Consider the following 25,274-nt stretch of genomic DNA (forward strand, 5'->3'; position numbering starts at 1 on the left):
GAGTAATCATCGTATAAGGAGGTGATCCAGCGCCAGGTTCCCCTAGCGCTACCTTGTTACGACTTCACCCCAGTCATGAACCACAAAGTGGTAAGCGTCCTCCCGAAGGTTAAACTACCTACTTCTTTTGCAGCCCACTCCCATGGTGTGACGGGCGGTGTGTACAAGGCCCGGGAACGTATTCACCGTGGCATTCTGATCCACGATTACTAGCGATTCCGACTTCACGGAGTCGAGTTGCAGACTCCGATCCGGACTACGACGCACTTTTTGGGATTCGCTCACTCTCGCAAGTTGGCTGCCCTCTGTATGCGCCATTGTAGCACGTGTGTAGCCCTACTCGTAAGGGCCATGATGACTTGACGTCGTCCCCACCTTCCTCCGGTTTATCACCGGCAGTCTCCCTGGAGTTCCCGACATTACTCGCTGGCAAACAAGGATAAGGGTTGCGCTCGTTGCGGGACTTAACCCAACATTTCACAACACGAGCTGACGACAGCCATGCAGCACCTGTCTCAGAGTTCCCGAAGGCACCAATCCATCTCTGGAAAGTTCTCTGGATGTCAAGAGTAGGTAAGGTTCTTCGCGTTGCATCGAATTAAACCACATGCTCCACCGCTTGTGCGGGCCCCCGTCAATTCATTTGAGTTTTAATCTTGCGACCGTACTCCCCAGGCGGTCTACTTAACGCGTTAGCTCCGAAAGCCACGGCTCAAGGCCACAACCTCCAAGTAGACATCGTTTACGGCGTGGACTACCAGGGTATCTAATCCTGTTTGCTCCCCACGCTTTCGCATCTGAGTGTCAGTATCTGTCCAGGGGGCCGCCTTCGCCACCGGTATTCCTTCAGATCTCTACGCATTTCACCGCTACACCTGAAATTCTACCCCCCTCTACAGTACTCTAGTCTGCCAGTTTCAAATGCAATTCCGAGGTTGAGCCCCGGGCTTTCACATCTGACTTAACAAACCACCTGCATGCGCTTTACGCCCAGTAATTCCGATTAACGCTCGCACCCTCCGTATTACCGCGGCTGCTGGCACGGAGTTAGCCGGTGCTTCTTCTGTCGCTAACGTCAAATAATGCAGCTATTAACTACACTACCTTCCTCACGACTGAAAGTGCTTTACAACCCGAAGGCCTTCTTCACACACGCGGCATGGCTGCATCAGGCTTGCGCCCATTGTGCAATATTCCCCACTGCTGCCTCCCGTAGGAGTCTGGACCGTGTCTCAGTTCCAGTGTGGCTGATCATCCTCTCAGACCAGCTAGGGATCGTCGCCTTGGTGAGCCATTACCTCACCAACTAGCTAATCCCACCTAGGCATATCCTGACGCGAGAGGCCCGAAGGTCCCCCTCTTTGGCCCGTAGGCATTATGCGGTATTAGCCATCGTTTCCAATGGTTATCCCCCACATCAGGGCAATTTCCTAGGCATTACTCACCCGTCCGCCGCTCGACGCCGTTATCGTCCCCGAAGGTTCAGATAACTCGTTTCCGCTCGACTTGCATGTGTTAGGCCTGCCGCCAGCGTTCAATCTGAGCCATGATCAAACTCTTCAATTTAAGATTTTGTCGGCTCAATGAATACTGAACATTACATAAGTAATGTTTGAATTGACTGTGCTGAATCTTTCGATTCAATGGTCACTTCGTATCATTGAAACCTAATTTGAAACCGAAGTTTCTAATTGGATTATCATCAACGAGTGCCCACACAGATTGATAGGTCTATATTGTTAAAGAGCTTGGCTTTCAACACGTTAGTGTCTCAGCGAGGTGCGTATAATACGCTTCCCACTTTGAAAGTCAACATAAAACTCTAAAATAATTTAGAACTTTATGGTGACTTGCTTATTAAATAAGCAAGTGCGAAATAAAGCCTGGCGATGTCCTACTCTCACATGGGGAAGCCCCACACTACCATCGGCGCTAATTCGTTTCACTTCTGAGTTCGGAATGGAAATCAGGTGGGTCCAAATCGCTATGGTCGCCAAGCAAATTCTTTAATTCGGAAAGCTGTTTTCAGTTCTTAACACATTCAATGTTCTTACATTGAGTCCATCAAAACCCCTTGGGTGTTGTATGGTTAAGCCTCACGGGCAATTAGTACAGGTTAGCTCAACGCCTCACAACGCTTACACACCCTGCCTATCAACGTTCTAGTCTCGAACAACCCTTTAGGATACTTAAAGTATCAGGGAAGACTCATCTCAGGGCTCGCTTCCCGCTTAGATGCTTTCAGCGGTTATCGATTCCGAACTTAGCTACCGGGCAATGCGTCTGGCGACACAACCCGAACACCAGAGGTTCGTCCACTCCGGTCCTCTCGTACTAGGAGCAGCCCCCTTCAATCTTCCAACGCCCACGGCAGATAGGGACCGAACTGTCTCACGACGTTCTAAACCCAGCTCGCGTACCACTTTAAATGGCGAACAGCCATACCCTTGGGACCGACTTCAGCCCCAGGATGTGATGAGCCGACATCGAGGTGCCAAACACCGCCGTCGATATGAACTCTTGGGCGGTATCAGCCTGTTATCCCCGGAGTACCTTTTATCCGTTGAGCGATGGCCCTTCCATTCAGAACCACCGGATCACTATGACCTGCTTTCGCACCTGCTCGAATTGTCATTCTCGCAGTCAAGCGGGCTTATGCCATTGCACTAACCTCACGATGTCCAACCGTGATTAGCCCACCTTCGTGCTCCTCCGTTACGCTTTGGGAGGAGACCGCCCCAGTCAAACTACCCACCAGGCACTGTCCGTAACCCCGATAAGGGGTCGACGTTAGAACATCAACACTACAAGGGTGGTATTTCAAGGACGGCTCCACCAACACTGGCGTGCTGGTTTCAAAGCCTCCCACCTATCCTACACATGTAGGGTCAATGTTCAGTGCCAAGCTGTAGTAAAGGTTCACGGGGTCTTTCCGTCTAGCCGCGGGTACACTGCATCTTCACAGCGATTTCAATTTCACTGAGTCTCGGGTGGAGACAGCGTGGCCATCATTACGCCATTCGTGCAGGTCGGAACTTACCCGACAAGGAATTTCGCTACCTTAGGACCGTTATAGTTACGGCCGCCGTTTACCGGGGCTTCGATCAAGAGCTTCGACCGAAGTCTAACCCCATCAATTAACCTTCCGGCACCGGGCAGGCGTCACACCGTATACGTCATCTTACGATTTTGCACAGTGCTGTGTTTTTAATAAACAGTTGCAGCCACCTGGTATCTGCGACTCTCAATAGCTCCATCCGCAAGGGACTTCACCGTCGAGAGCGTACCTTCTCCCGAAGTTACGGTACCATTTTGCCTAGTTCCTTCACCCGAGTTCTCTCAAGCGCCTTGGTATTCTCTACCCGACCACCTGTGTCGGTTTGGGGTACGATTCCTTACAATCTGAAGCTTAGAGGCTTTTCCTGGAAGCATGGCATCAATGACTTCACTACCGTAGTAGCTCGACGTCGTGTCTCAGCCTTAAGAAGAGCCGGATTTACCTAACTCTTCAGCCTACGCACTTGAACCTGGACAACCGTCGCCAGGCCCACCTAGCCTTCTCCGTCCCCCCATCGCAATTGTAAGAAGTACGGGAATATTAACCCGTTTCCCATCGACTACGCCTTTCGGCCTCGCCTTAGGGGTCGACTTACCCTGCCCCGATTAACGTTGGACAGGAACCCTTGGTCTTCCGGCGAGGAGGTTTTTCACCCCCTTTATCGTTACTCATGTCAGCATTCGCACTTCTGATACCTCCAGCATGCTTTACAACACACCTTCAACGGCTTACAGAACGCTCCCCTACCCAATGAAGTAAACTTCATTGCCGCAGCTTCGGTTTATAGCTTAGCCCCGTTACATCTTCCGCGCAGGCCGACTCGACTAGTGAGCTATTACGCTTTCTTTAAATGATGGCTGCTTCTAAGCCAACATCCTAGCTGTCTAAGCCTTCCCACATCGTTTCCCACTTAGCTATAATTTGGGACCTTAGCTGGCGGTCTGGGTTGTTTCCCTCTCCACGACGGACGTTAGCACCCGCCGTGTGTCTCCCGGATAGTACTTACTGGTATTCGGAGTTTGCAAAGGGTTGGTAAGTCGGGATGACCCCCTAGCCTTAACAGTGCTCTACCCCCAGTAGTATTCGTCCGAGGCGCTACCTAAATAGCTTTCGGGGAGAACCAGCTATCTCCAGGTTTGATTGGCCTTTCACCCCTAGCCACAAGTCATCCGCTAATTTTTCAACATTAGTCGGTTCGGTCCTCCAGTTGATGTTACTCAACCTTCAACCTGCCCATGGCTAGATCACCTGGTTTCGGGTCTATATCCAGAGACTGAACGCCCAGTTAAGACTCGGTTTCCCTACGGCTCCCCTAGATGGTTAACCTTGCCACTGAATATAAGTCGCTGACCCATTATACAAAAGGTACGCAGTCACACCACGAAGGTGCTCCTACTGCTTGTACGTACACGGTTTCAGGTTCTATTTCACTCCCCTCACAGGGGTTCTTTTCGCCTTTCCCTCACGGTACTGGTTCACTATCGGTCAGTCAGTAGTATTTAGCCTTGGAGGATGGTCCCCCCATATTCAGACAGGATATCACGTGTCCCGCCCTACTCGATTTCACTGAATGTGCGTTGTCAACTACGGGGCTATCACCCTGTATCGCCGGACTTTCCAGACCGTTCGTCTAACGCATATAAAGCTTAAGGGCTAGTCCAATTTCGCTCGCCGCTACTTTCGGAATCTCGGTTGATTTCTTTTCCTCGGGGTACTTAGATGTTTCAGTTCCCCCGGTTCGCCTCCTGCGCTATGTATTCACAACAGGATACTTACTTATGTAAGTGGGTTTCCCCATTCGGAAATCCCAGACTCAAATGGTTTTTACTACCTAATCTGGGCTTATCGCAAGTTAATACGTCCTTCATCGCCTCTGACTGCCAAGGCATCCACCGTGTACGCTTAGTCACTTAACCATACAACCCGAAGGAGTTTCGAGTTGATGAACAAGTCACCAAAGTTGTCTGCAATTTTTATACATGATGCAGACTCGATTTTGCCGGACTCAAATTCCAAGAACACTTGAATGTGTTGTATTGGTGTTTGTCTAAAGACAAACATTGAGAACTTTACAATCAACAATAAATTGTTGATTTGTCAGCTTTCCAAATTGTTAAAGAGCTATGTTAGCTACAAGCTTTCGCTTGTGAACTATCAATCTGTGTGGACACTCATCGTGAATAATCATCGTATAAGGAGGTGATCCAGCGCCAGGTTCCCCTAGCGCTACCTTGTTACGACTTCACCCCAGTCATGAACCACAAAGTGGTAAGCGTCCTCCCGAAGGTTAAACTACCTACTTCTTTTGCAGCCCACTCCCATGGTGTGACGGGCGGTGTGTACAAGGCCCGGGAACGTATTCACCGTGGCATTCTGATCCACGATTACTAGCGATTCCGACTTCACGGAGTCGAGTTGCAGACTCCGATCCGGACTACGACGCACTTTTTGGGATTCGCTCACTCTCGCAAGTTGGCTGCCCTCTGTATGCGCCATTGTAGCACGTGTGTAGCCCTACTCGTAAGGGCCATGATGACTTGACGTCGTCCCCACCTTCCTCCGGTTTATCACCGGCAGTCTCCCTGGAGTTCCCGACATTACTCGCTGGCAAACAAGGATAAGGGTTGCGCTCGTTGCGGGACTTAACCCAACATTTCACAACACGAGCTGACGACAGCCATGCAGCACCTGTCTCAGAGTTCCCGAAGGCACCAATCCATCTCTGGAAAGTTCTCTGGATGTCAAGAGTAGGTAAGGTTCTTCGCGTTGCATCGAATTAAACCACATGCTCCACCGCTTGTGCGGGCCCCCGTCAATTCATTTGAGTTTTAATCTTGCGACCGTACTCCCCAGGCGGTCTACTTAACGCGTTAGCTCCGAAAGCCACGGCTCAAGGCCACAACCTCCAAGTAGACATCGTTTACGGCGTGGACTACCAGGGTATCTAATCCTGTTTGCTCCCCACGCTTTCGCATCTGAGTGTCAGTATCTGTCCAGGGGGCCGCCTTCGCCACCGGTATTCCTTCAGATCTCTACGCATTTCACCGCTACACCTGAAATTCTACCCCCCTCTACAGTACTCTAGTCTGCCAGTTTCAAATGCAATTCCGAGGTTGAGCCCCGGGCTTTCACATCTGACTTAACAAACCACCTGCATGCGCTTTACGCCCAGTAATTCCGATTAACGCTCGCACCCTCCGTATTACCGCGGCTGCTGGCACGGAGTTAGCCGGTGCTTCTTCTGTCGCTAACGTCAAATAATGCAGCTATTAACTACACTACCTTCCTCACGACTGAAAGTGCTTTACAACCCGAAGGCCTTCTTCACACACGCGGCATGGCTGCATCAGGCTTGCGCCCATTGTGCAATATTCCCCACTGCTGCCTCCCGTAGGAGTCTGGACCGTGTCTCAGTTCCAGTGTGGCTGATCATCCTCTCAGACCAGCTAGGGATCGTCGCCTTGGTGAGCCATTACCTCACCAACTAGCTAATCCCACCTAGGCATATCCTGACGCGAGAGGCCCGAAGGTCCCCCTCTTTGGCCCGTAGGCATTATGCGGTATTAGCCATCGTTTCCAATGGTTATCCCCCACATCAGGGCAATTTCCTAGGCATTACTCACCCGTCCGCCGCTCGACGCCGTTATCGTTCCCCGAAGGTTCAGATAACTCGTTTCCGCTCGACTTGCATGTGTTAGGCCTGCCGCCAGCGTTCAATCTGAGCCATGATCAAACTCTTCAATTTAAGATTTTGTTCGGCTCAATGAATACTGAACATTACATAAGTAATGTTTGAATTGACTGTGCTCTTATTGGTTTTCACTTTTAAAAAGTGAAATAAAACAGCTCAAGGCTGCTTCCCAATTCGAATGGTCACTTCGTTTCATTGAAACCTAATTTGATACCGAAGTATCTAATTGGATTATCATCAACGAGTGCCCACACAGATTGATAGGTTCTTATTTTTAAAGAGCTTTTCTAACATTTTCAGCAACTTAGTTGCTCGTCGTTAGGGGTGCGTATCTTACTTCACACTGTGAGAGAGTCAAGCATTTTTTTCAAATTCTTTTTTCTCTCTTCCCGACTCGCTGTGTGACTTTCGTCTCACTCCGTGTCGGTGGATGCGCAGTATAGGGGGTTGAGAAATTAGCACAAGCGTTTTTTGCAAAAAAACTTTCAACCGCACAAATAACGAGCATTCTGCATAGATACTCAACGATCTTGTCTAATATTTCGGGTTGCAGAGGATCTTTTCATGATGAAACACCTGACTTCTGCATTAAAAGATCGCCGATTTCTTTGTGATTTTGATTGCTGATCTTATCTCTCTTGGTTCTATTTTCTCTTTCTCTCTATATAAAGACGAAAAAAAGAGCAGAACGATGACGAACTGCTCTTTTGGTCTTTGCTTTTTATTTGGGGTACTTCAGGTGAAGTCTTGGAAAAGTGTTTCTTCTATATATAGAAGAAAAGATCAGAGCATCCTTGCCCTTCTCTTTACGACAGATTAGTTAGGGGTATATCTAAATGTCGTTATTGTTCGATGACGCATTGAGCTCGTAAGAGTGGAGCATGCTTGCATTCCCAATGACGTCATCTTCGAGAGGAACTTAGTTCTTCAATACTTTTACGGTGTAGCTACCATCTTTTTGTTGGTATAAACCGTGGATGTCGGTTTCGAAACCTGGGTAATGCGCACCGATCTCACAAAGCATCTCTAGGAAGTCCAGCACAGGGCGAGACTCTTGAGTCACCATTTCACCAGGAAGTACTAGTGGCACACCTGGAGGATAAGGAAGGATCATGTTCGCACTTACGCGGCCAACCATTTCTTCCAGTTTGATTTCTTCGATGTTGCCACGAAGCTCTTCTTGCCATGCTGCGTGTGGTGTTACTTTCATTTCTGGAAGTACATCGAACGCTTTGTACATTAGCTCTGGTAGGTTGTATTTCTTAGTTAGGTCATGAATTGCTTGTGCTAGTTCTTGAACGCGCATGCCTTCATAGAAGCTTGGGTCTTCGTTGTATAGCGAAGGTAGGAAGCTCTTGATGGTTAGGTTCAAGTCGTAGCCACGTTTAAATTCAGTTAGACCACGTAGCAATTGCATTGCTTTTGATTTGTCGATACCAATAGAGAATAGGAACAACAAGTTGTATGGACCTGTTTTCTCTACCACGATGCCGCGCTCGTCTAGGAATTTAGCCACCAGCGAAGCAGGAATACCTGATTCTTCTAGTTCGCCTTCTTTATTCATCCCAGGAGTCAATAGCGTTACTTTGATTGGGTCAAGATACATGTGGTTGTCATCCATGTTCTTGAAGCCGTGCCATGTGTCGCTAGGATCTAGTTTCCAACATTCTGTGGTATCGATGTTTTCTGGTTGCCATACATCGAAGAACCAGCTGTCACTTTCTGCTTCTAGACGTTTGATCTCTTTACGGAAGCGGATTGCGCGATCGATAGAGTCTTGCATCAACTTCTTACCAGTGTTGCCGCGCATCATTGCCGCTGCAGTTTCAGTAGAAGCAACAATGCCGTACTGAGGTGAAGTTGAAGTGTGCATCATGAATGCTTCGTTGAAAGATTCTTTATCAAAGTCGCCTTTCACGTGAATCATTGAAGCTTGTGAGAACGCTGCCAACAGTTTGTGTGTTGATTGTGTTTCGTAGAACACTTTGCCTGGCATCGCTTCACCACTCATACCGCATTTACCTTCGTAAATTGGGTTGAAGTTAGTGTAAGGCACCCAAGCACTGTCGAAGTGAATGTGTTTACAATCTAGCGACTCTTTGATGAATTGTGTGTTGTACAACAAGCCATCGTAAGTTGAGTTAGTTACTACTGCGTAAGTTGGTGCTGTTGCACCTGGTGTTTTCGCCACTTTCTCTGCAATGACATCGCGGCTGAATTCGCTTTGTGGAATACCACCAAGGATGCCGTATGCGTTACGAGTTGGGCGGAAGTAGATTGGTGTCACGTCGCTCATCATCATTAGGTGAGTCAGAGATTTGTGACAGTTACGGTCAATCAGTACTGTGCTGCCCGCAGGTGCTGAGTACATACCAACGATTTTGTTCGATGTAGACGTACCGTTAGTTACGATGTACGAACTGTCTGCATTGAATGTACGTGCGATGTATTCTTCTGCATCTTTATGTGGACCTGAGTGGTCTAGTAGAGAACCTAGCTCAGGCATTGAGATTGATACGTCCGCTTTGAATGTGTTTGGACCGTAAAAATCGTAGAAGATGCTACCAGCAGGGCTTTTCTGGAATGCAGTACCGCCCATGTGACCTGGAGTACAGAAGGTGTATTTACCTTCTTCTACGTATTTGAATAACGCTTTAGTGAATGGAGGCATGATGGCATCTTTGTATGCCTCAGTCGCTTGGTTGATTTTGATAGCGATGTCGTCAGCCATACCTAAAGCGTACTCGAAGAAGCTCACGTTTAGACGTAGGTCTGTTAGTGAAATGTCTAGAGTAGACTGTTCGTTAGCAAATGCGTGAACAGGCAGTTTTTCGTTGATTTGGCTGATACGTTCACATAGCTCAAGTGAGTATTTATCCCAGTCGAACAGCACACCGCAAATGCGTGGGTTCATCTCAATCATTTTGATCAAGTCTTTATCATCTACTGGGTAAACCACTTCGTAGCCCGCTTTCTCAAGAGCAGCGTGAAGTTGACGAACTGGCTCTTCTTTAAAGAACACACCCATGTGGTTCAAGATAGCGAATATATTCATTTGGACATCTCCAAGGCGAATGAGGGCGCTCTTTGCCATTTACAGACAATGAGTAAGGTGAGCGCCGCGTGAATTTGGGTTTTATGGGCTGGCACCGTAGTGCCAGCGTTTTGGGGATTAGTTGCTTGCTTGGGCAGGCATGTCGTCAGCGTGCATTTTCACGTACTGAGCAAGACCTGCTTTTTTGCTGTAGAACATCAAGATAACTAGAGAAACGATGAAGGTTGCTGTTAGCGTACCGCCCTCTGCACCTGCTAGTGCGATGAAGCAGAACAGACAAGCCACACCAGAGAACAGCATTACGAAGCCGTTGCGTGTTGTCATACCTTCGAAGCGAATCAAGTTAATGCTTGAGTAGAAGTAAGGCAGCATAGTTAGTAGAACTGCGTCAGTCGTTAGTTGGTTGAACAGGTCTGATGCGTGCGCTGTTTTAGAGCTGAAGAACATCAGTACAACCATCAGTGCAGTCATCTTGATTGACGCAAGGATTAGACCTTTCTTAGGCACACCGTTTTTGTCAGTTTCGCCGTAGATTTTAGGGAAGTTGCCGTCGTTGGCTGCGCGTTTACCTGCTTCACCTACTAGCATCATCCAAGAACCTAGCGAAGTGAAACATGCTAGTGCTGTAAATGCTGATACGAATGGTGCTGTCCAGCTACCGAATAGCTCAGTGGTTGCTAGTGCAAATGGCGCACCTGATGCCGCAACTTCTGACGCAGGGAACATGCCGCTAATCATTTGAGTTGATAGGATGTAAATCACACCTGCGATACCAGTACCCAACATAGTTGCTAGTGGTACGGTACGTTTAGGGTTTTCTACCATACCAGTAGATACCGCTGCTGATTCCACACCTACGAATGACCATAGACAGATAAGAACCGCAGTTACTACCGCGTGGCTGTCAGTGCCTGCTGATACGTTCCAGTTTTGGCTGTAAAGCGCAGTGTCGAAGTGCGTCCAACCAAATGCTGCTGTACCAACAACAGGGATAAGGATAAGAACTAGACCAAGCGTACATAGACGGCTTACCCAGCTACCACCAAGTAGGTTGACGAAAGTGAAGATCCATACCGATGCAATCGTCGCAATACCTGCTGGGATTGGGTTGTTAAGCACAGGGAAGAATACTGAAAGGTAAGAAACACCTGTAATGGCAATAGCTAGGTTACCAATCCAGTTCGCGTGGTAATAAAGAACGCCCGTTTGGAAACCAAATACCGGAGACACTTCGCCAGCATAAGCGATAGGACCACCTTCTTGTGGGTTTTTGGTTGCCAGACGAGCGTAAACGAACGCTAAACTAAGTGCACCGATCAAACAGATCAGCCAACTGAAGATTGAAACAGAGCCTACGGAGGCAAGACTAGAAGGTAATAGTGCAATACCACTACCCATCATGTTACCGGCAACAACACCCGTACAGGCGATTAAACCGATTTTTTTTGTATTCGATGACATAACATCTCCAAATCTATTCTACTCGAGCCTCAATGACTCAAACTGAATGGTAATTAGCGAGATGCTATGAGAAAGAAGTCACTCGACCTCGCTAAATTTCGAAGTGAAGACTACGCCCAAAAGCTGGGAAAAAAATAAACTTGGGGTTATCAATAAAACAATTACCCCATCGGTATAAAGTTGAGATAAACCTGATAAACCAAAAAACATAAAACCACTAAGTACAATGATTTATAGCTAAAATCTAAAACGCTCTATCTCAAAATCTAAAAACATCAACCTCAACAAATTTTCCATCAACCTTATCAACGACTATCAACATCAAGACAAAGCCCAGCAAATTACCTGAACTGTTGATACAGCCTTTTCCTCCCCTAATAGAGCAATTGACTTACATCAAAGTTTCTTGGTTTTTTGCTTCTGCTATGCGTAGATGCACACACTACTTCAGGCAAATAACAGTGTGTCGGGGCTGCTTGAAAAGCACAAACGGAAGATGGGTATAGCAAATCGCACAAGGACAACCTTCTACTTGGCGACAAACGGATATAAAGGTAGCGAGAATAGAGAATAGAGAATAGAGAATAGAGAATAGAGAATAGAGAATAGAGATTGAAAAGCCCTCTCCCCCAGTAAAGCAAGTTCTATTTAAAGAAAGAAGCAGCGGTAAGCTTTAATTGTGCAGATACAAGAAAGCCCCTCACCGAAGTGAAGAGCTCAGTATCTTTGCCGATCAAAAACTGGTTTGATTACAGCATACGAACTACCGAAGGGTGCACTGCGCGGTACATGGCGTAATCAATCGCCTTCATGTTGCTTGGGAAAACCAAGTTTTCGCACAACAGATAGGTCTCAACAGACGTATCTATATAGAAGGCTTCACTGTAGGACTCACTCGCCAAATCCAAATCACCATCAAGCTCGGCATGCTTACCACGAATCACGTACGACAAAACCGAATCACGCAACCCTAGCGCTTGATTCAAATGACGCTTTGCCAAGTCGAGATCACCAATGATGGTTTCATGTAACGCCAAAGCTTCATAAATCCGAGGCTGAATAGGCCCTAGCATCATCTTGGTATTGGTCTCTAACTTATCGCTCAGTTGCTGCACTCTGCCTTTTCTTAGTTCCAATGCAGGGTCTAATGCTCTCTGCACATGGTAGGCAATTAACAGCTCAGCCTGAACATAAGCATTATCCGACTCAACTTCGAGAATTTTCTCCATCAAATCAATGCCATGCTGAAACTGGTTTGCATCCGAAACATTTAGATAATGGTTAGCTTGTATAAACAACTTTAGAGCTTCTGGATTATTGGGCATGCCAGCCACCAGCACTTTCGACTTCAGTTTTGCATCTGGCACTTTCAGTACCGTCATTAAATCCAAAGAAGCTTGCTGCAATACCGTCTTCAAGTGGTTGCTCGTAAGTGCATATTGACGACTAAAAAGCACCTTCTCAGATGAATTATTACGGTACTCCACCTCAAGAAAGTTACCACCATCGTTTTCTCTAACGCGTACCAACACCGACTTACCCGGAACAATACCGTTGGTAAAAGCAGCTTTTTTGAGCATCACACGATAGTCACTAACCTGAGCAATATCAGCCATCAGCTTTTGTGCAAAGCCATCGGCCAATTCGTAACTTAAATCACCCCTGCCGAAGTTATCTTGGAACTTAAACTCTATTAAATGCGTATCGATAGCTTGGGTGATGCGCACTTCTGATTGCTTATACGTAAACACGCCCATCACCACAACTAAGATGCTAATCCAGATGAAGTTCATAAAACCCAATCGCCATGGGCTGATTTTGTTTGGTTTACGCGGTGCTTTTTTCTCTTTCGACATCTCGCACACCGCACGAGTCAGAGGTCCTGCCGGAAAGGTTACCGCTGGTGCTGGCGTTTCAGGTAACGCTTCTTCGTTTGCTTCAACAAATGGCAAGTCATCATCATGATCGCAATGACGGCATACAAGGAATTCCTCGTGCGTCATTGGCTTAACGTTCGCCACCAACTTATAACCGCGCTTAGGCACAGTAATAACGTAGCTGATGTTTTCCTCTCGACCATCACGTAACAGCTTACGCAACTCAAAGATCGACTGTGTCACCACTTGGTCAGTCACAATCGCGCCTGCCCAAACATATTGGATTAGCTCTTCACGATTGAATACTTCACTGGCGTGCTCGGCAAGGAAATGCAGCAGATTAATTAAGCGTGGCTCAACGGTAACTTCCCTGTCTTGTCGATACAGCTTATTTTCATCAACGCTTAAAACCCAGTCATTGATTTGAAAATAGACTCCAACCATGTATGAAAACTCTCGTATCTGATAGACAGCGTCGCTTTAGGAATAGATAGGACTACACATTCTTACAGTCGACTAAAGCCGAGATTATAGGTGGGAAAACGGCTTGAACCTAGAAAAGCAAGCCGTCAAAAATGCAAACTTAAGTTAAGTAGCACGCTACTCAAGGGCTGCGAGGATAGAACAATGGCTAGCATCATCATTGTTATGCCCGCAGCAAGCGTCATTTATCTTCTTTAATGCCGCACGAATTTTTGTCAGTTCCGCGATTTTTTCATCAATTAAAGTTAACTTTGCAGAAGTGATGGCTTTTACCTCCGCACAGCTGTGTTCTGTTGCCTCTAATTTGATCCCAAGAAGTTCCTTGATCTCATCTAAGCTCAAGCCAAGCTCTTTTGCTTTGAGAATAAAACGCACCTGTTTTTGATTCTCTTCGTTATACAGACGATAGCCCGATTCACTTCGCCCTGCGGGTTTAATCAGCGCATTTTTTTCATAGAATCGGAGTGTGTCGGCAGTCACACCACAGCGTTTCGCCAGTTCACCTATCTGAAACATAACTTTCCTTATTAACTATCTCGTTACTTTTAAAGCCAAAGATCGAGTTTTTTGCAATTATTTTTGAGATGCCAAACGATTGCGCGAGCTTTTTTGTAATAAATTGGTTAGAATACGCGCCATCAAATAGTGGAGACTGTTTTCTAAGCATGAAAACGCCCCGCAAAGGTCTTTACCAAAACTGGCCAATATTTTACCCCAAGAGGTAAAAACAAGTTCATTTTTGGCAAACATCTTTAACTCCGTGAATTTGAGGAAAATGGAAGCATGAACAACGCTCGTCCTATTCGCCGTGCGCTTATCAGCGTATCAGACAAAACAGGTATTGTTGAGTTTGCACAAGCTCTTGCTGAGCGCGGTGTCGATATCCTATCTACTGGTGGTACGGCTCGTCTACTTGCAGAACAAGGCATCGCTGTAACAGAAGTCTCTGACTACACTGGTTTCCCAGAAATGATGGACGGTCGCGTTAAAACGCTTCACCCGAAAGTTCACGGTGGTGTGCTGGGTCGTCGTGGCCAAGATGATGACGTGATGGAAAAGCACGGCATCAACCCTATCGATATGGTTGTTGTTAACCTATACCCATTCGCAGAAACCGTTGCTAAAGAAGGCTGTACGCTTGCTGATGCAGTTGAGAACATCGATATCGGTGGTCCAACAATGGTTCGCTCTGCAGCGAAAAACCACAAAGACGTAACTATCGTAGTTAACGCAGGTGATTACCACCGCGTAATCGCAGAGATGGACGCAAACGACAAATCTCTTACTCTAGAAACTCGCTTCGACCTTGCTATCGCTGCATTCGAACACACTGCGGCTTACGATGGCATGATCGCAAACTACTTCGGCACTATGGTTCCATCTTATGGTGAGAACAAAGAAGGTGATGAAGAGTCGAAATTCCCACGTACTTTCAACCAACAGTTCGAGAAGAAGCAAGACATGCGCTACGGTGAGAACAGCCACCAAGCAGCCGCATTCTATGTTGAAGCAAACCCACAAGAAGCATCTGTTTCAACTGCTCGCCAAATCCAAGGTAAAGCCCTTTCTTACAACAACATCGCAGACACTGACGCAGCACTTGAGTGTGTGAAAGAGTTCAACGAGCCTGCATGTGTGATCGTAAAGCACGCGAACCCATGTGGTGTAGCTCTAGGTAAAGACATTCTAGAAGCGTACAACCGCGCTTACCAAACTGACCCAACATCTGCATTCGGCGGCATCATTGCATTCAACCAAGAGCTAGATGCTGAAACAGCAGCCGCTATTGTTGAGCGTCAATTCGTTGAAGTAATCATCGCACCTTCTGTTTCTGCAGAAGCGATTGAAGTGGTTGCAGCGAAGAAGAACGTGCGTCTACTTGAGTGTGGAGAATGGACAACTAAGACAACTGGCTTTGACGTGAAACGCGTGAATGGCGGCCTACTGGTTCAAGACCGTGACCAAGGCATGGTAAGCCTAGACGACCTAAAAGTGGTTTCTAAGCGCCAGCCAACAGAAGAAGAGCTGAAAGATGCCCTATTCTGCTGGAAAGTAGCGAAATACGTGAAATCTAACGCGATCGTTTACTCGAAAGGCGACATGACTATCGGTGTAGGCGCTGGCCAAATGAGCCGCGTTTACTCTGCAAAGATTGCAGGTATTAAAGCTGCAGACGAAGGTCTAGAAGTTGCAGGTAGCGTAATGGCATCTGACGCTTTCTTCCCATTCCGTGATGGTATCGATGCAGCAGCAGAGGCTGGCATTAAGTGTGTGATCCAACCGGGTGGCTCTATGCGTGATGACGAAGTTATCGCAGCAGCAGATGAGCACGGCATGGCGATGATCTTCACAGGTATGCGTCACTTCCGCCACTAATTAGTTTTTGGTCCTCCCCCTTACCAAGGGGGAGTTAGAGGGGGTCTGTTGTACGTACACGACTTACCCCTCCCAACCTCTCCTTAATAAGGGGAGGAGCGAAATCAAAGGAAATATTATGAATATTCTTATCATTGGTTCAGGCGGTCGTGAACACGCACTAGGTTGGAAAGCGGCGCAAAACCCAAATGTTGAGACTATCTTCGTTGCTCCAGGTAACGCAGGCACAGCACTTGAGCCTAAACTAGAGAACGTAAACATCGCAGTAGAAGACATCGCTGGCTTGGTTGCTTTTGCAAAAGAGAAATCGGTTGAACTGACTATTGTCGGCCCTGAAGCGCCGCTGGTTATCGGTGTTGTGGATGCTTTCCGCGAAGCAGGTCTACCAATCTTTGGTCCAACACAAGCAGCAGCTCAGCTTGAAGGCTCTAAAGCGTTTACCAAAGACTTCCTTGCTCGTCACCAAATCCCAACGGGTGCCTACGCGAACTTCACTGAAATCGAGCCTGCTCTTGCTTACGTACGTGAACAAGGTGCACCGATTGTAGTAAAAGCTGACGGCCTTGCTGCTGGTAAAGGCGTTATCGTAGCGATGACGCTAGAAGAAGCTGAAGACGCAATCAAAGACATGCTAGCAGGCAACGCATTTGGTGATGCTGGTAGTCGTGTCGTTATCGAAGAGTTCCTAGATGGTGAAGAAGCAAGCTTCATCGTGATGGTGGATGGTGAGAACGTTCTACCAATGGCCACCAGCCAAGACCACAAACGCGTAGGCGACAAAGATACTGGTCCTAACACCGGTGGCATGGGTGCATACTCTCCAGCTCCAGTGGTAACACAGGAAATCCATAACCGCATCATGGAAGAAGTGATTTACCCAACGGTACGTGGCATGGCTTCTGAAGGTAACCCTTACACTGGTTTCCTATACGCGGGTCTTATGATCGACAAAGATGGCACTCCGAAAGTAATCGAGTACAACTGCCGCTTCGGTGATCCTGAGACGCAACCTATCATGATGCGCATGGAATCGGATCTTGTTGATCTGTGCCTAGCGGCAATCGACGAGAAACTGGATCAAGCGGAATCAAAGTGGGATCCACGAGCATCGATTGGTATCGTGCTAGCAGCCGGTGGTTACCCAGCAGCATACAACAAAGGCGACGTAATTTCGGGTCTGCCACAAGTTGAAATTGAAGGCGAGAAAGTCTTCCATGCCGGTACAGATAACAAAGATGGCGACATCGTGACAAACGGTGGCCGTGTTCTTTGTGCAACCGCACTTGGCAACAGCGTATCAGAAGCGCAGCAACGTGCTTACGAGCTCGCGAAACAGATCAGTTGGGATGGCATGTTCCATCGTAATGACATCGGCTACCGTGCAATCGCACGTGAGCAAGATAAATAAAAACAACTTCAGTTGGCTAAAACGACAAAAGGCGCACTAAGCGCCTTTTTTATTTATTTGAATCGCTGACATAAAACGTGAAGCTTACTCAGAGATCAGTTTTGGGCGCCGGATACAATCAAAGTTGTCATCATTTAGCATCAGCAACTCATCGACAGTTGCCGTATTGCGTGACTCTTTACCGATAAACGCAATGTAGCTGTCCACAGACGCCAATCTATCAATCACAAACTTAGGCAACGTCTGGTTAAACTCCAGCGTCGCAAACTCGCGTCCTTTGCAGGTTTCGAACGTTTCGCCATCCCAATAACCTTGAATTAGGCTCTGGCCTTCACGAGATTGCCCCTTGATTGCAGCAACCACATCATTTGCTTCTGTCTTGTAACGCTCTAGCTGATCACGCTGTAAAGGCAGCACTTTTCCGTTCATACGGTATTGCTGATAAATCGCGTCGCCATCTTTATTAAATCGAATGTGGATTTGAAAAGGCACCAATCCTTGTTTGGCATCGAGTTGCTCACCTTTTCGAATCAACTCTCTGAGTTCACCGTCATCCCAACGATAATCACTCTGGTACGAGCCGTAATCGCCCATAGTTACATAGTCTGCTGCTGTGCTGACGCGTGTCAAACGTTCGGTCATCCAATACAAACTAGTGGCATCACCCAGAATTTTACCGCCAGAAAAATGGGTAAACTGATCAAGGTTTGGGGTTTCTACAGATGAACAGCCAACAAGAGCGAGGCTTGATAGAAGGAGTGAAGTGAGTAGATGTTTTTTCATGAAATTGCACCGAGGCAGGATACCTCGGTGCATTTTAACTTAGTTTACTGATTCTTTCAGCGCTTTACCTGCTACGAATGCAGGTACGTTAGCTGCTGCGATTTGAATCTCGTCACCAGTTTTAGGGTTACGACCAGTGCGCGCTGCACGGTGGTTTACTTTGAATGTACCAAAACCAATTAGTTGAACTTGGTCACCCTCTTTAAGAGCGCCAGTAACACCCTCAAGAGTTGCTTCAAGAGCAGCTTTAGCTTGTGCTTTAGATAGGTCTGCTTTCTCTGCAATAAAGTCGATTAATTGGGTCTTGTTCATTAGGTTTCCCTTCTCATATGTTATCGAATTCACCTCACTCTAAAACATAAATGCCCCATCTGGCAAAGGTTTGTAAGCGATCTTTCGATTTTCTGACGTAGTTTTAGCCATAATATGAGTAATAACTCACAATTTGTTACTACTTGTACGGGCAAAGCGCTTGCTTTCTAACGCAATTAGAACGATTTATAGGGCGCTTTTGCGGTTATAATCGCTTAAAATCCCGACTATCACATTACATTCAAGGGCAACTATGCTGCTGTTATCCATTTATATCTCTATTGCTATCGGCATTTCGTTTATCTGTTCGGTACTGGAGGCGGTTCTACTGAGTATCAGTCCCAGCTACATTGCGCAGCTCAAACAACAGGGGCACCCTGCTTCCGCTCAATTAGGCAAGCTGAAAGCAGACATCGACCGACCTTTGGCTTCTATCCTGACGCTGAACACCATTGCTCACACTATTGGTGCAGCAACGGCAGGTGCACAGGCGGCGGTCGTCTTTGGTAGTGAAGCTCTGGGCATCTTCTCTGCGGTACTGACACTGGCGATTCTTGTTCTTTCAGAAATCGTTCCTAAGACGATTGGTGCGACGTACTGGCGCCAACTTGCACCAGCTGCCGCTGTATCACTGCGCTGGATGGTATGGGCGCTCACCCCGTTCGTATGGTTCTCAGAACAAATCACTAAGCGCCTTGCTCGAAACCACGAAGCACCGAAGATGCGTGATGAGTTGTCTGCGATGGCCATCCTGGCAAAAGAAAGTGGTGAGTTCGCAGAAGGTGAATCAAAGATCCTGAGCAACCTGCTTGGCATTCAAGATGTGCCAGTAACGCAAGTCATGACACCGCGTCCGGTAGTATTCCGCGTAGACGCGACCATGACCATTAATGACTTCCTAGAGAAGCACAAAGAGACGCCTTTCTCTCGTCCACTGGTTTACAGTGAGCAGAAAGACAACATCATTGGTTTTGTGCACCGTCTAGAGCTGTTCAAGCTGCAACAATCAGGCAGCGGCCAAAAACAACTTGGTTCGGTCATGCGTCCTATCCAAGTGGTATTGAACAATACGGCTCTACCTAAAGTGTTCGACCAGATGATGACTCACCGCCTGCAGCTAGCGCTTGTAGTTGACGAATACGGCACAGTACAAGGCTTGGTAACGCTAGAAGACATCTTTGAGCACCTATTGGGTGAAGAGATCATCGATGAAGCGGATAAGAGCACTGACATGCAAGAGCTGGCTTACCAACGTTGGGAAAGCTGGAAAGAAAAACACGGCGTAATTGAAAGCCGCGATGACGATGAAGAAGAGGAAGAACTGGAGAGACAGGACAAAGAGCAAGACGCTCAAGAGCCAACTAAACCAGAATCTAAAGAATCGTAATCAGCATTGGGTGTAATCGCTCAAACGCAAAAACAAAAAAGGCATCCAATCTGGATGCCTTTGTTTTATCTATTCAACAATTAAAGTGCAATGCCGATGTTGCTCACGGCTTCTTCGCGTAGTTCTTCACGCAAATCCTTAATCAGGCTGATGTCACGTTCTACCGCTTCACGCAGTGGACGGAAGATAGCCCATTGAACATCCCACTCTTCACACACGGCTTCATTTTCTTTTTGGTTGTCGTTTGTGATTGGCTCTGCGCCTTGTGCTTGTTCTAGGTCAGCAACGGTTTGTACCGACTGTTGGCTCACTTTAAGCATTGAATCGAAAAGGTAGTCGCGATCCAACAGACCATGCAGCAGTGTCGACAAGCTCTGACAAGCATCCATCGCTGGATAAACACCGTAAAAATCGAACTCATCTGCACTTGGGAACAATTCTTCTAACTTCTCTAATTGACGTTCGAAGTTAATTTTCGCGTTCTTAACCGTCAGAATTTCCCATACACTATCAAGAATCGCTCGGTAAGCACGTGGCTCAGCAAATTCTGTATTCTCACAAAACATCGCATAGTTTGGATACATGCGTTCACACAGACACGCCATGAAGGTAATTTGTTGCCAAGGTTCTAGTTTTTCCAAACGAACCTGAAGAGGATTCTTAAGCATAGTCACTCAATCATTGAAGAAAAAAACAGCGGAAGTGTACTTGATTCATCACAGGGAAAAAAGTTAATGCAGCATCCAAATCAGATTTTCCTGCTCTCAGAGCATCGCGACACCTACGAAACGTTACTGGCAGAGAAAAACTTGCCCGACCTTTGCCTCACTGACCAACCTGAAGAAGCTCAGATCGTACTGGCGGATCCACCATTGCTATCACAAAGGTTAGACGAGTTTTCGCAACTTGAGTGGGTGCAATCCACATTTGCGGGGGTGAACGCTTTAATGTCACCGGATCTGCGCCAAGATTACACTCTGACCAACGTACGCGGTATTTTCGGCCCATTAATTGCCGAGTATGTGATTGGCTACAGCATTGCTCACTTCCGTCACTTTATGCAATACCACCAGCAACAACAGAGCAAGCAATGGCAACCGCATCTTTATACCTCGCTGCAAAGCAAAACTATGGTGATTCTTGGTACAGGCAGCATCGGTAGCCACTTAGGTAAAGCAGCACAATTGATGGGAATGAAGACCGTAGGGATCAATCGTACTGGCATTCCAACCTCTGGCGGCGAATTTGTTCAAACCTATCATATCAATGAACTGGCAAACGCCTTTCACCAAGCGGACATTGTAGTGAATACGCTGCCGAGCACACCGGATACGCAACGATTACTCAAAAGTGAAGTGTTAAGCCACCTTAATCATGCACTGTTATTTAATGTCGGAAGAGGCGATGTGATTGATGATGCGGGTCTATTGCTCGCACTAAAGAATCGCTGGGTGGAACATGCTTTTCTCGATGTGTTTGAGCAAGAGCCACTCTCAGCGCAGCATCCGTTTTGGAAGCTCTCTCAAGTGACCATCACTCCCCACATCGCGGCGTTAAGTTTCCCTGAGCAAGTGGTCGACATTTTTGCAGACAACTACTTGAGTTGGCGAGACGGGTTCTCTCTAAATAATCAGGTCGATTTCGATAAAGGATATTAACCATCTTATGTCTTTAGAAACATTGCTAAAGCAAGTACGAGCCTGCCAGATCTGCGCAGACGATTTACCTTTGGGTGCAAACCCTGTCGTCCAAGCCGCAAAAGACGCACGCATCCTAATCATCGGACAAGCACCGGGGACGCGCGTACACAAAACCTCGATACCTTGGAATGACCCAAGCGGCGATCGGTTGCGCCAATGGCTCGATATCGACAAAGACACTTTCTACGACCCAAACAAAATAGCCATTGTCCCGATGGGCTTCTGCTATCCAGGCAAGGGGAACTCTGGCGATTTGCCTCCTCGCAAAGAGTGTGCGCCTGCTTGGCATAAAAAGATTCTTGAGCAGTTGCCCAATATAGAGCTGACACTACTGATTGGTCAGTACTCACAACAGTACTATCTCACCAACAAACCAAAAACACTCACGCAAACTGTTCAGCAATGGCAGGACTGGGAGCCTGACTTTATCCCGCTTCCTCATCCTTCTCCACGCAACACATTGTGGTTGAAGAAGAACCCTTGGTTTGAATCTGACGTCGTGCCATACCTTAAAAAGCGTGTCCATTCGATGCTTTAGGCTACCCATGATCTAATTGCTTGTTTATCTGTACAAGAAAATTGGCGCACAAGCACCAAGACTCTAAACCATTGTTTATAAAAACATTAAACAGCAACTGAACAGCTTGAGTAGTAATTAGATCATGGTAGACCAAATACTACCAGAGCTGTACAACCTTGAGTTTCAGATAAAAAAATACCGGCACTGAAGGCCGGTATTTGATTTCAAAAAGTCGAAGTTACTTGTGGTACGGCTTAGATAGCTCGTGTACCGCTTCCACAAATACGCCCGCGTTTTCTGGCGGCACATCCAAATGGATACCGTGACCTAGGTTGAACACGTGACCAGTACCTGCATCGCCAAAGCCTTCTAGGATACCCGCGACTTCTTCACGGATACGCTCTGGTGAAGCGTAAAGCATTGATGGGTCCATGTTACCTTGTAGAGCCACTTTGTCACCGATACGCGCTTTCGCGTCTGCGATGTTGATGGTCCAGTCTAGACCTACCGCATCACAGCCCGTTGCTGCGATTTGCTCAAGCCACATGCCACCGTTCTTAGTGAACAGCGTTACTGGTACGCGACGACCGTCGTTTTCACGAATCAGACCATCCACAATCTTGTGCATGTATTGCAGTGAGAACAGGTTGTAGTCACGAGGTGTCAGTACACCACCCCATGTATCAAATACCATTACTGATTGCGCACCCGCTTTAATTTGTGCGTTTAGGTACTCGATAACGCTGTCTGCTAGCTTATCTAGAAGCAGGTGCAGAGTTTGTGGTTCAGCGTACATCATCTTCTTGATCTTGGTGAACGCTTTCGAGCTGCCACCTTCGACCATGTAGGTTGCTAGTGTCCATGGGCTACCAGAGAAACCAATCAGTGGAACGTCACCGTTCAAATCTTTGCGGATTTGACGCACTGCGTTCATTACGTATTGCAGCTCGCCTTCTGGATCCGGCAGACCGATCTTTTCTACGTCTGCTTTGCAAGTGATTGGTTTATCGAAAACCGGACCTTCACCCGCAGCAAAGCGAAGTTCTAAACCCATTGCATCTGGGATAGTTAGGATGTCAGAGAACAAGATCGCTGCATCAAGAGGAAAACGGCGTAGTGGTTGAAGCGTTACTTCTGACGCCAACTCTGCGTTCTTACACAAAGACATGAAATCGCCCGCTTGCGCACGAGTTGCTTTGTATTCTGGTAGGTAACGACCTGCCTGACGCATCATCCATACTGGCGTGTAATCTACTGGCTCTTTTAGAAGGGCACGCAGATAACGATCATTTTTTAATTCAGTCATTCCGTAATTCCAATTGTTAGGCTTTCTTTGAAAGGGGGTATTCTATCACTGATTTAAGGCTAATAGCTGCGTGCTTTGCAACCTGGATCAAGTTATTAACTTTTAAATCAGTGCTTAATTTGCACCCAATCGGTATCAGTGTTAAAAATTTGTTCGCTAGCGAAAACTACAATTATAAACTGAGTACCCAGTACTCAGCATCTCATAACGACATCTTACTTACCCCCTCCCTCTCGGAGGGTTTTTTTTATCTATTTTTCATCTAATTAGATTCGATATCTTGTCGCGTTTTTTCGATAAGCGCTCGTGCAATCGTCCCTTTTGGCGCGACAGGTGGCATCTCATCAACACCAAACCACTGAGCATCAGACAGTTCAGTGTAGTCCGGATTCAATTCACCAGAGTCATAATCAGCAAGAAATGCCATCATCATACTGGATGGAAATGCCCACGGCTGACTGCCAAAGTAACGAATGTTTTTAACCTGTACACCGGTTTCTTCATGCACTTCTCTTGCGACACATTCTTCTAAGGTTTCTCCTACCTCTAAAAAGCCCGCTATTACGGTATACATGCCATTTCGATGACGAGGGTGCTGAGCTAGCAAGATCTGCTTTTCTTTGCGCACAGCGACAATGATGCATGGGAAAATACGTGGATAATGCAAAGTACGGCACTCACCACACTGCATCGCCAATTGATTGTTATTGAGGAAGTTACGACCACCACATTGTGGGCAAAAGCGCAGACTTTGCGTCATATGGCCATACTGGATGGCTTTGCTGATCAGCAGAAAAAGGGCTTCGGGATAATGCAGACAATCGCGCAGAGAGACAAGCTCTAAATCATGGTCAAGATCAGATAAATTTACCCACATGAAAGGAGTGCCTTGGTAGTCCCCTATTTGCCTTGCGCTTGCTTCTGGTAGTGAGAACTGCTCCGCACTACCTAATGGAATAGCACCATCCACCAGCCAAATATCACTTCCTGAGACAACACACCAATAGGCGTCTTTCATACGGTTTGCTTCACCTTTTCTTAACATTACTACTTCCCTCTGCTTGCAGTTCATCCATTTTACTGGCAATCTAATTTCATACCAGAGTTTGTTGTTTGCCAAATCTGCAACTATAAATTCTAGGAAGGACAAGAGTTTGTATTCAATTTACTAACTTTGCTTTGCAAAGGATACGAATGCCATTGGGTGTTCAGATCATGAGGGCATGGTCATGCTAAAAAAATTCAAACAAACACAAGCACAATGGGGTGGTTCGAGTGAGGTCATCGACCATTGGCTTGAAACGAGACAATCTTTGATTGTCGAATATTGTAAACTTGCTGCGTTGCAACCTTGTTCAAAAACTAACGTCATTGAACTCCCTACTCCTCAAGAACTACAACACTTCTGCCAACACCTTGTAGATTACATCTCCGAAGGCCATTTTAAAATTTACGAGATGGTCATGGACAAATGGAAAGCAACCGGTTTTGTTGCCACTGATGAAATCAACCAAACCTACGGCAAAATTGTACTGACAACTGAGCCTTTGCTTAACTTCACTGATAAATATTCAGATGTATCCGAGGACGATGTACTTGGCGAGTTTGATGGTGATATGTCTCTAATTGGGGAAATTATTGAGACACGTTTTGCCGTTGAAGATCATCTGATTAAGCTAATTGCAAACAGTCTTGCGATGCCTCCTGGCGCATAGCGAGAAGCGAGAAGCGAGAAGCGAGAAGCGAGAAGCGAGAAGCGAGAAGCGAGAAGCGAGAAGCGAGAAGCGAGAAGCGAGAAGCGAGAAGCGAGAAGCGAGAAGCGAGAAGCGAGAAGCGAGAAGCGAGAAGCGAGAAGCG

General features: G+C 46.9%; 16 protein-coding genes and 4 rRNA genes. 6 read left to right on the forward strand and 14 right to left on the reverse strand.

What is annotated here, in order from left to right; all coding sequences use genetic code 11:
- Positions 1-14: 14 nt before the first annotated feature.
- The 9 genes from J4N37_RS15110 to J4N37_RS15150 form a co-directional block, all read right to left on the reverse strand.
- A 16S ribosomal RNA gene (locus tag J4N37_RS15110) occupies positions 15-1,566 on the reverse strand.
- A gap of 315 nt (positions 1,567-1,881) precedes the next feature.
- Positions 1,882-1,998: ribosomal RNA gene (gene rrf, locus J4N37_RS15115) — 5S ribosomal RNA — on the reverse strand.
- Between the two features lie 87 nt (positions 1,999-2,085).
- A 23S ribosomal RNA gene (locus J4N37_RS15120) occupies positions 2,086-4,974 on the reverse strand.
- A 276-nt stretch (positions 4,975-5,250) separates the two neighbouring features.
- A 16S ribosomal RNA gene (locus J4N37_RS15125) occupies positions 5,251-6,803 on the reverse strand.
- The 16S, 23S and 5S rRNA genes sit together here, the layout of an rRNA operon.
- Positions 6,804-7,668: 865 nt before the next feature.
- On the reverse strand, positions 7,669-9,804 hold the full coding sequence (locus J4N37_RS15130; RefSeq protein WP_017635553.1) for a lysine decarboxylase CadA: 2,136 nt from the start codon (positions 9,802-9,804) through the stop codon (positions 7,669-7,671).
- 117 nt (positions 9,805-9,921) lie between these two features.
- Complete coding sequence (gene cadB / locus J4N37_RS15135; RefSeq protein WP_252041309.1) at positions 9,922-11,265, reverse strand: cadaverine/lysine antiporter; 1,344 nt, start codon at positions 11,263-11,265, stop codon at positions 9,922-9,924.
- Between the two features lie 749 nt (positions 11,266-12,014).
- On the reverse strand, positions 12,015-13,586 hold the full coding sequence (gene cadC, locus J4N37_RS15140) for a lysine decarboxylation/transport transcriptional activator CadC (protein ID WP_252041311.1): 1,572 nt from the start codon (positions 13,584-13,586) through the stop codon (positions 12,015-12,017).
- Positions 13,587-13,742: 156 nt separating this feature from the next.
- Positions 13,743-14,141 (reverse strand): Zn(2+)-responsive transcriptional regulator, encoded by a 399-nt coding sequence (gene zntR / locus J4N37_RS15145; protein ID WP_138942337.1) that lies wholly within the window; start codon positions 14,139-14,141, stop codon positions 13,743-13,745.
- A gap of 57 nt (positions 14,142-14,198) precedes the next feature.
- Positions 14,199-14,375 (reverse strand): hypothetical protein, encoded by a 177-nt coding sequence (locus J4N37_RS15150; protein WP_005533821.1) that lies wholly within the window; start codon positions 14,373-14,375, stop codon positions 14,199-14,201.
- 33 nt (positions 14,376-14,408) lie between these two features.
- Here J4N37_RS15150 and purH point away from each other — a divergent pair, with 33 nt between their 5' ends.
- Positions 14,409-16,001, forward strand: coding sequence for a bifunctional phosphoribosylaminoimidazolecarboxamide formyltransferase/IMP cyclohydrolase (purH, locus tag J4N37_RS15155; protein ID WP_252041314.1), 1,593 nt, complete (start codon positions 14,409-14,411; stop codon positions 15,999-16,001).
- Positions 16,002-16,119: 118 nt separating this feature from the next.
- Positions 16,120-17,409: a phosphoribosylamine--glycine ligase gene (gene purD, locus J4N37_RS15160; RefSeq protein ID WP_252041316.1), complete on the forward strand. Its 1,290-nt coding sequence runs from the start codon at positions 16,120-16,122 to the stop codon at positions 17,407-17,409.
- Between the two features lie 84 nt (positions 17,410-17,493).
- On the opposite strand, the gene J4N37_RS15165 is transcribed toward purD, so the two are convergent.
- Both J4N37_RS15165 and hupA read right to left on the reverse strand, forming a co-directional pair.
- A complete protein-coding gene (locus J4N37_RS15165) occupies positions 17,494-18,192 on the reverse strand; it encodes a DUF1481 domain-containing protein (protein ID WP_045390526.1) in 699 nt (232 codons plus the stop codon).
- 39 nt (positions 18,193-18,231) lie between these two features.
- Complete coding sequence (gene hupA, locus J4N37_RS15170) at positions 18,232-18,504, reverse strand: nucleoid-associated protein HU-alpha (RefSeq protein WP_005433627.1); 273 nt, start codon at positions 18,502-18,504, stop codon at positions 18,232-18,234.
- 253 nt (positions 18,505-18,757) lie between these two features.
- Here hupA and J4N37_RS15175 point away from each other — a divergent pair, with 253 nt between their 5' ends.
- Complete coding sequence (locus tag J4N37_RS15175) at positions 18,758-19,891, forward strand: CNNM domain-containing protein (RefSeq protein WP_252041318.1); 1,134 nt, start codon at positions 18,758-18,760, stop codon at positions 19,889-19,891.
- 80 nt (positions 19,892-19,971) lie between these two features.
- On the opposite strand, the gene J4N37_RS15180 is transcribed toward J4N37_RS15175, so the two are convergent.
- On the reverse strand, positions 19,972-20,559 hold the full coding sequence (locus J4N37_RS15180) for a YjaG family protein (RefSeq protein WP_005434878.1): 588 nt from the start codon (positions 20,557-20,559) through the stop codon (positions 19,972-19,974).
- A gap of 66 nt (positions 20,560-20,625) precedes the next feature.
- On the opposite strand from J4N37_RS15180, the gene J4N37_RS15185 reads away from it, so the two are divergent.
- Entirely contained in the window at positions 20,626-21,549 is a 924-nt protein-coding gene (locus J4N37_RS15185) for a D-2-hydroxyacid dehydrogenase (protein WP_252041320.1), read from the forward strand.
- A gap of 7 nt (positions 21,550-21,556) precedes the next feature.
- On the forward strand, positions 21,557-22,129 hold the full coding sequence (locus tag J4N37_RS15190) for a uracil-DNA glycosylase family protein (RefSeq protein WP_038887649.1): 573 nt from the start codon (positions 21,557-21,559) through the stop codon (positions 22,127-22,129).
- Positions 22,130-22,349: 220 nt separating this feature from the next.
- Here J4N37_RS15190 and hemE read toward each other — a convergent pair whose 3' ends face one another.
- Complete coding sequence (gene hemE / locus J4N37_RS15195; RefSeq protein ID WP_005433634.1) at positions 22,350-23,417, reverse strand: uroporphyrinogen decarboxylase; 1,068 nt, start codon at positions 23,415-23,417, stop codon at positions 22,350-22,352.
- 262 nt (positions 23,418-23,679) lie between these two features.
- The gene (nudC, locus tag J4N37_RS15200; RefSeq protein WP_010444395.1) at positions 23,680-24,462 is read right to left on the reverse strand and encodes an NAD(+) diphosphatase; all 783 of its coding nucleotides are present in this window, start codon (positions 24,460-24,462) and stop codon (positions 23,680-23,682) included.
- A 178-nt stretch (positions 24,463-24,640) separates the two neighbouring features.
- On the opposite strand from nudC, the gene rsd reads away from it, so the two are divergent.
- Positions 24,641-25,132: a sigma D regulator gene (rsd, locus tag J4N37_RS15205; RefSeq protein ID WP_252041322.1), complete on the forward strand. Its 492-nt coding sequence runs from the start codon at positions 24,641-24,643 to the stop codon at positions 25,130-25,132.
- Positions 25,133-25,274: the final 142 nt, after the last annotated feature.

The organism is Vibrio sp. SCSIO 43153 (genome assembly GCF_023716625.1).
Classification (GTDB): domain Bacteria; phylum Pseudomonadota; class Gammaproteobacteria; order Enterobacterales; family Vibrionaceae; genus Vibrio; species Vibrio rotiferianus.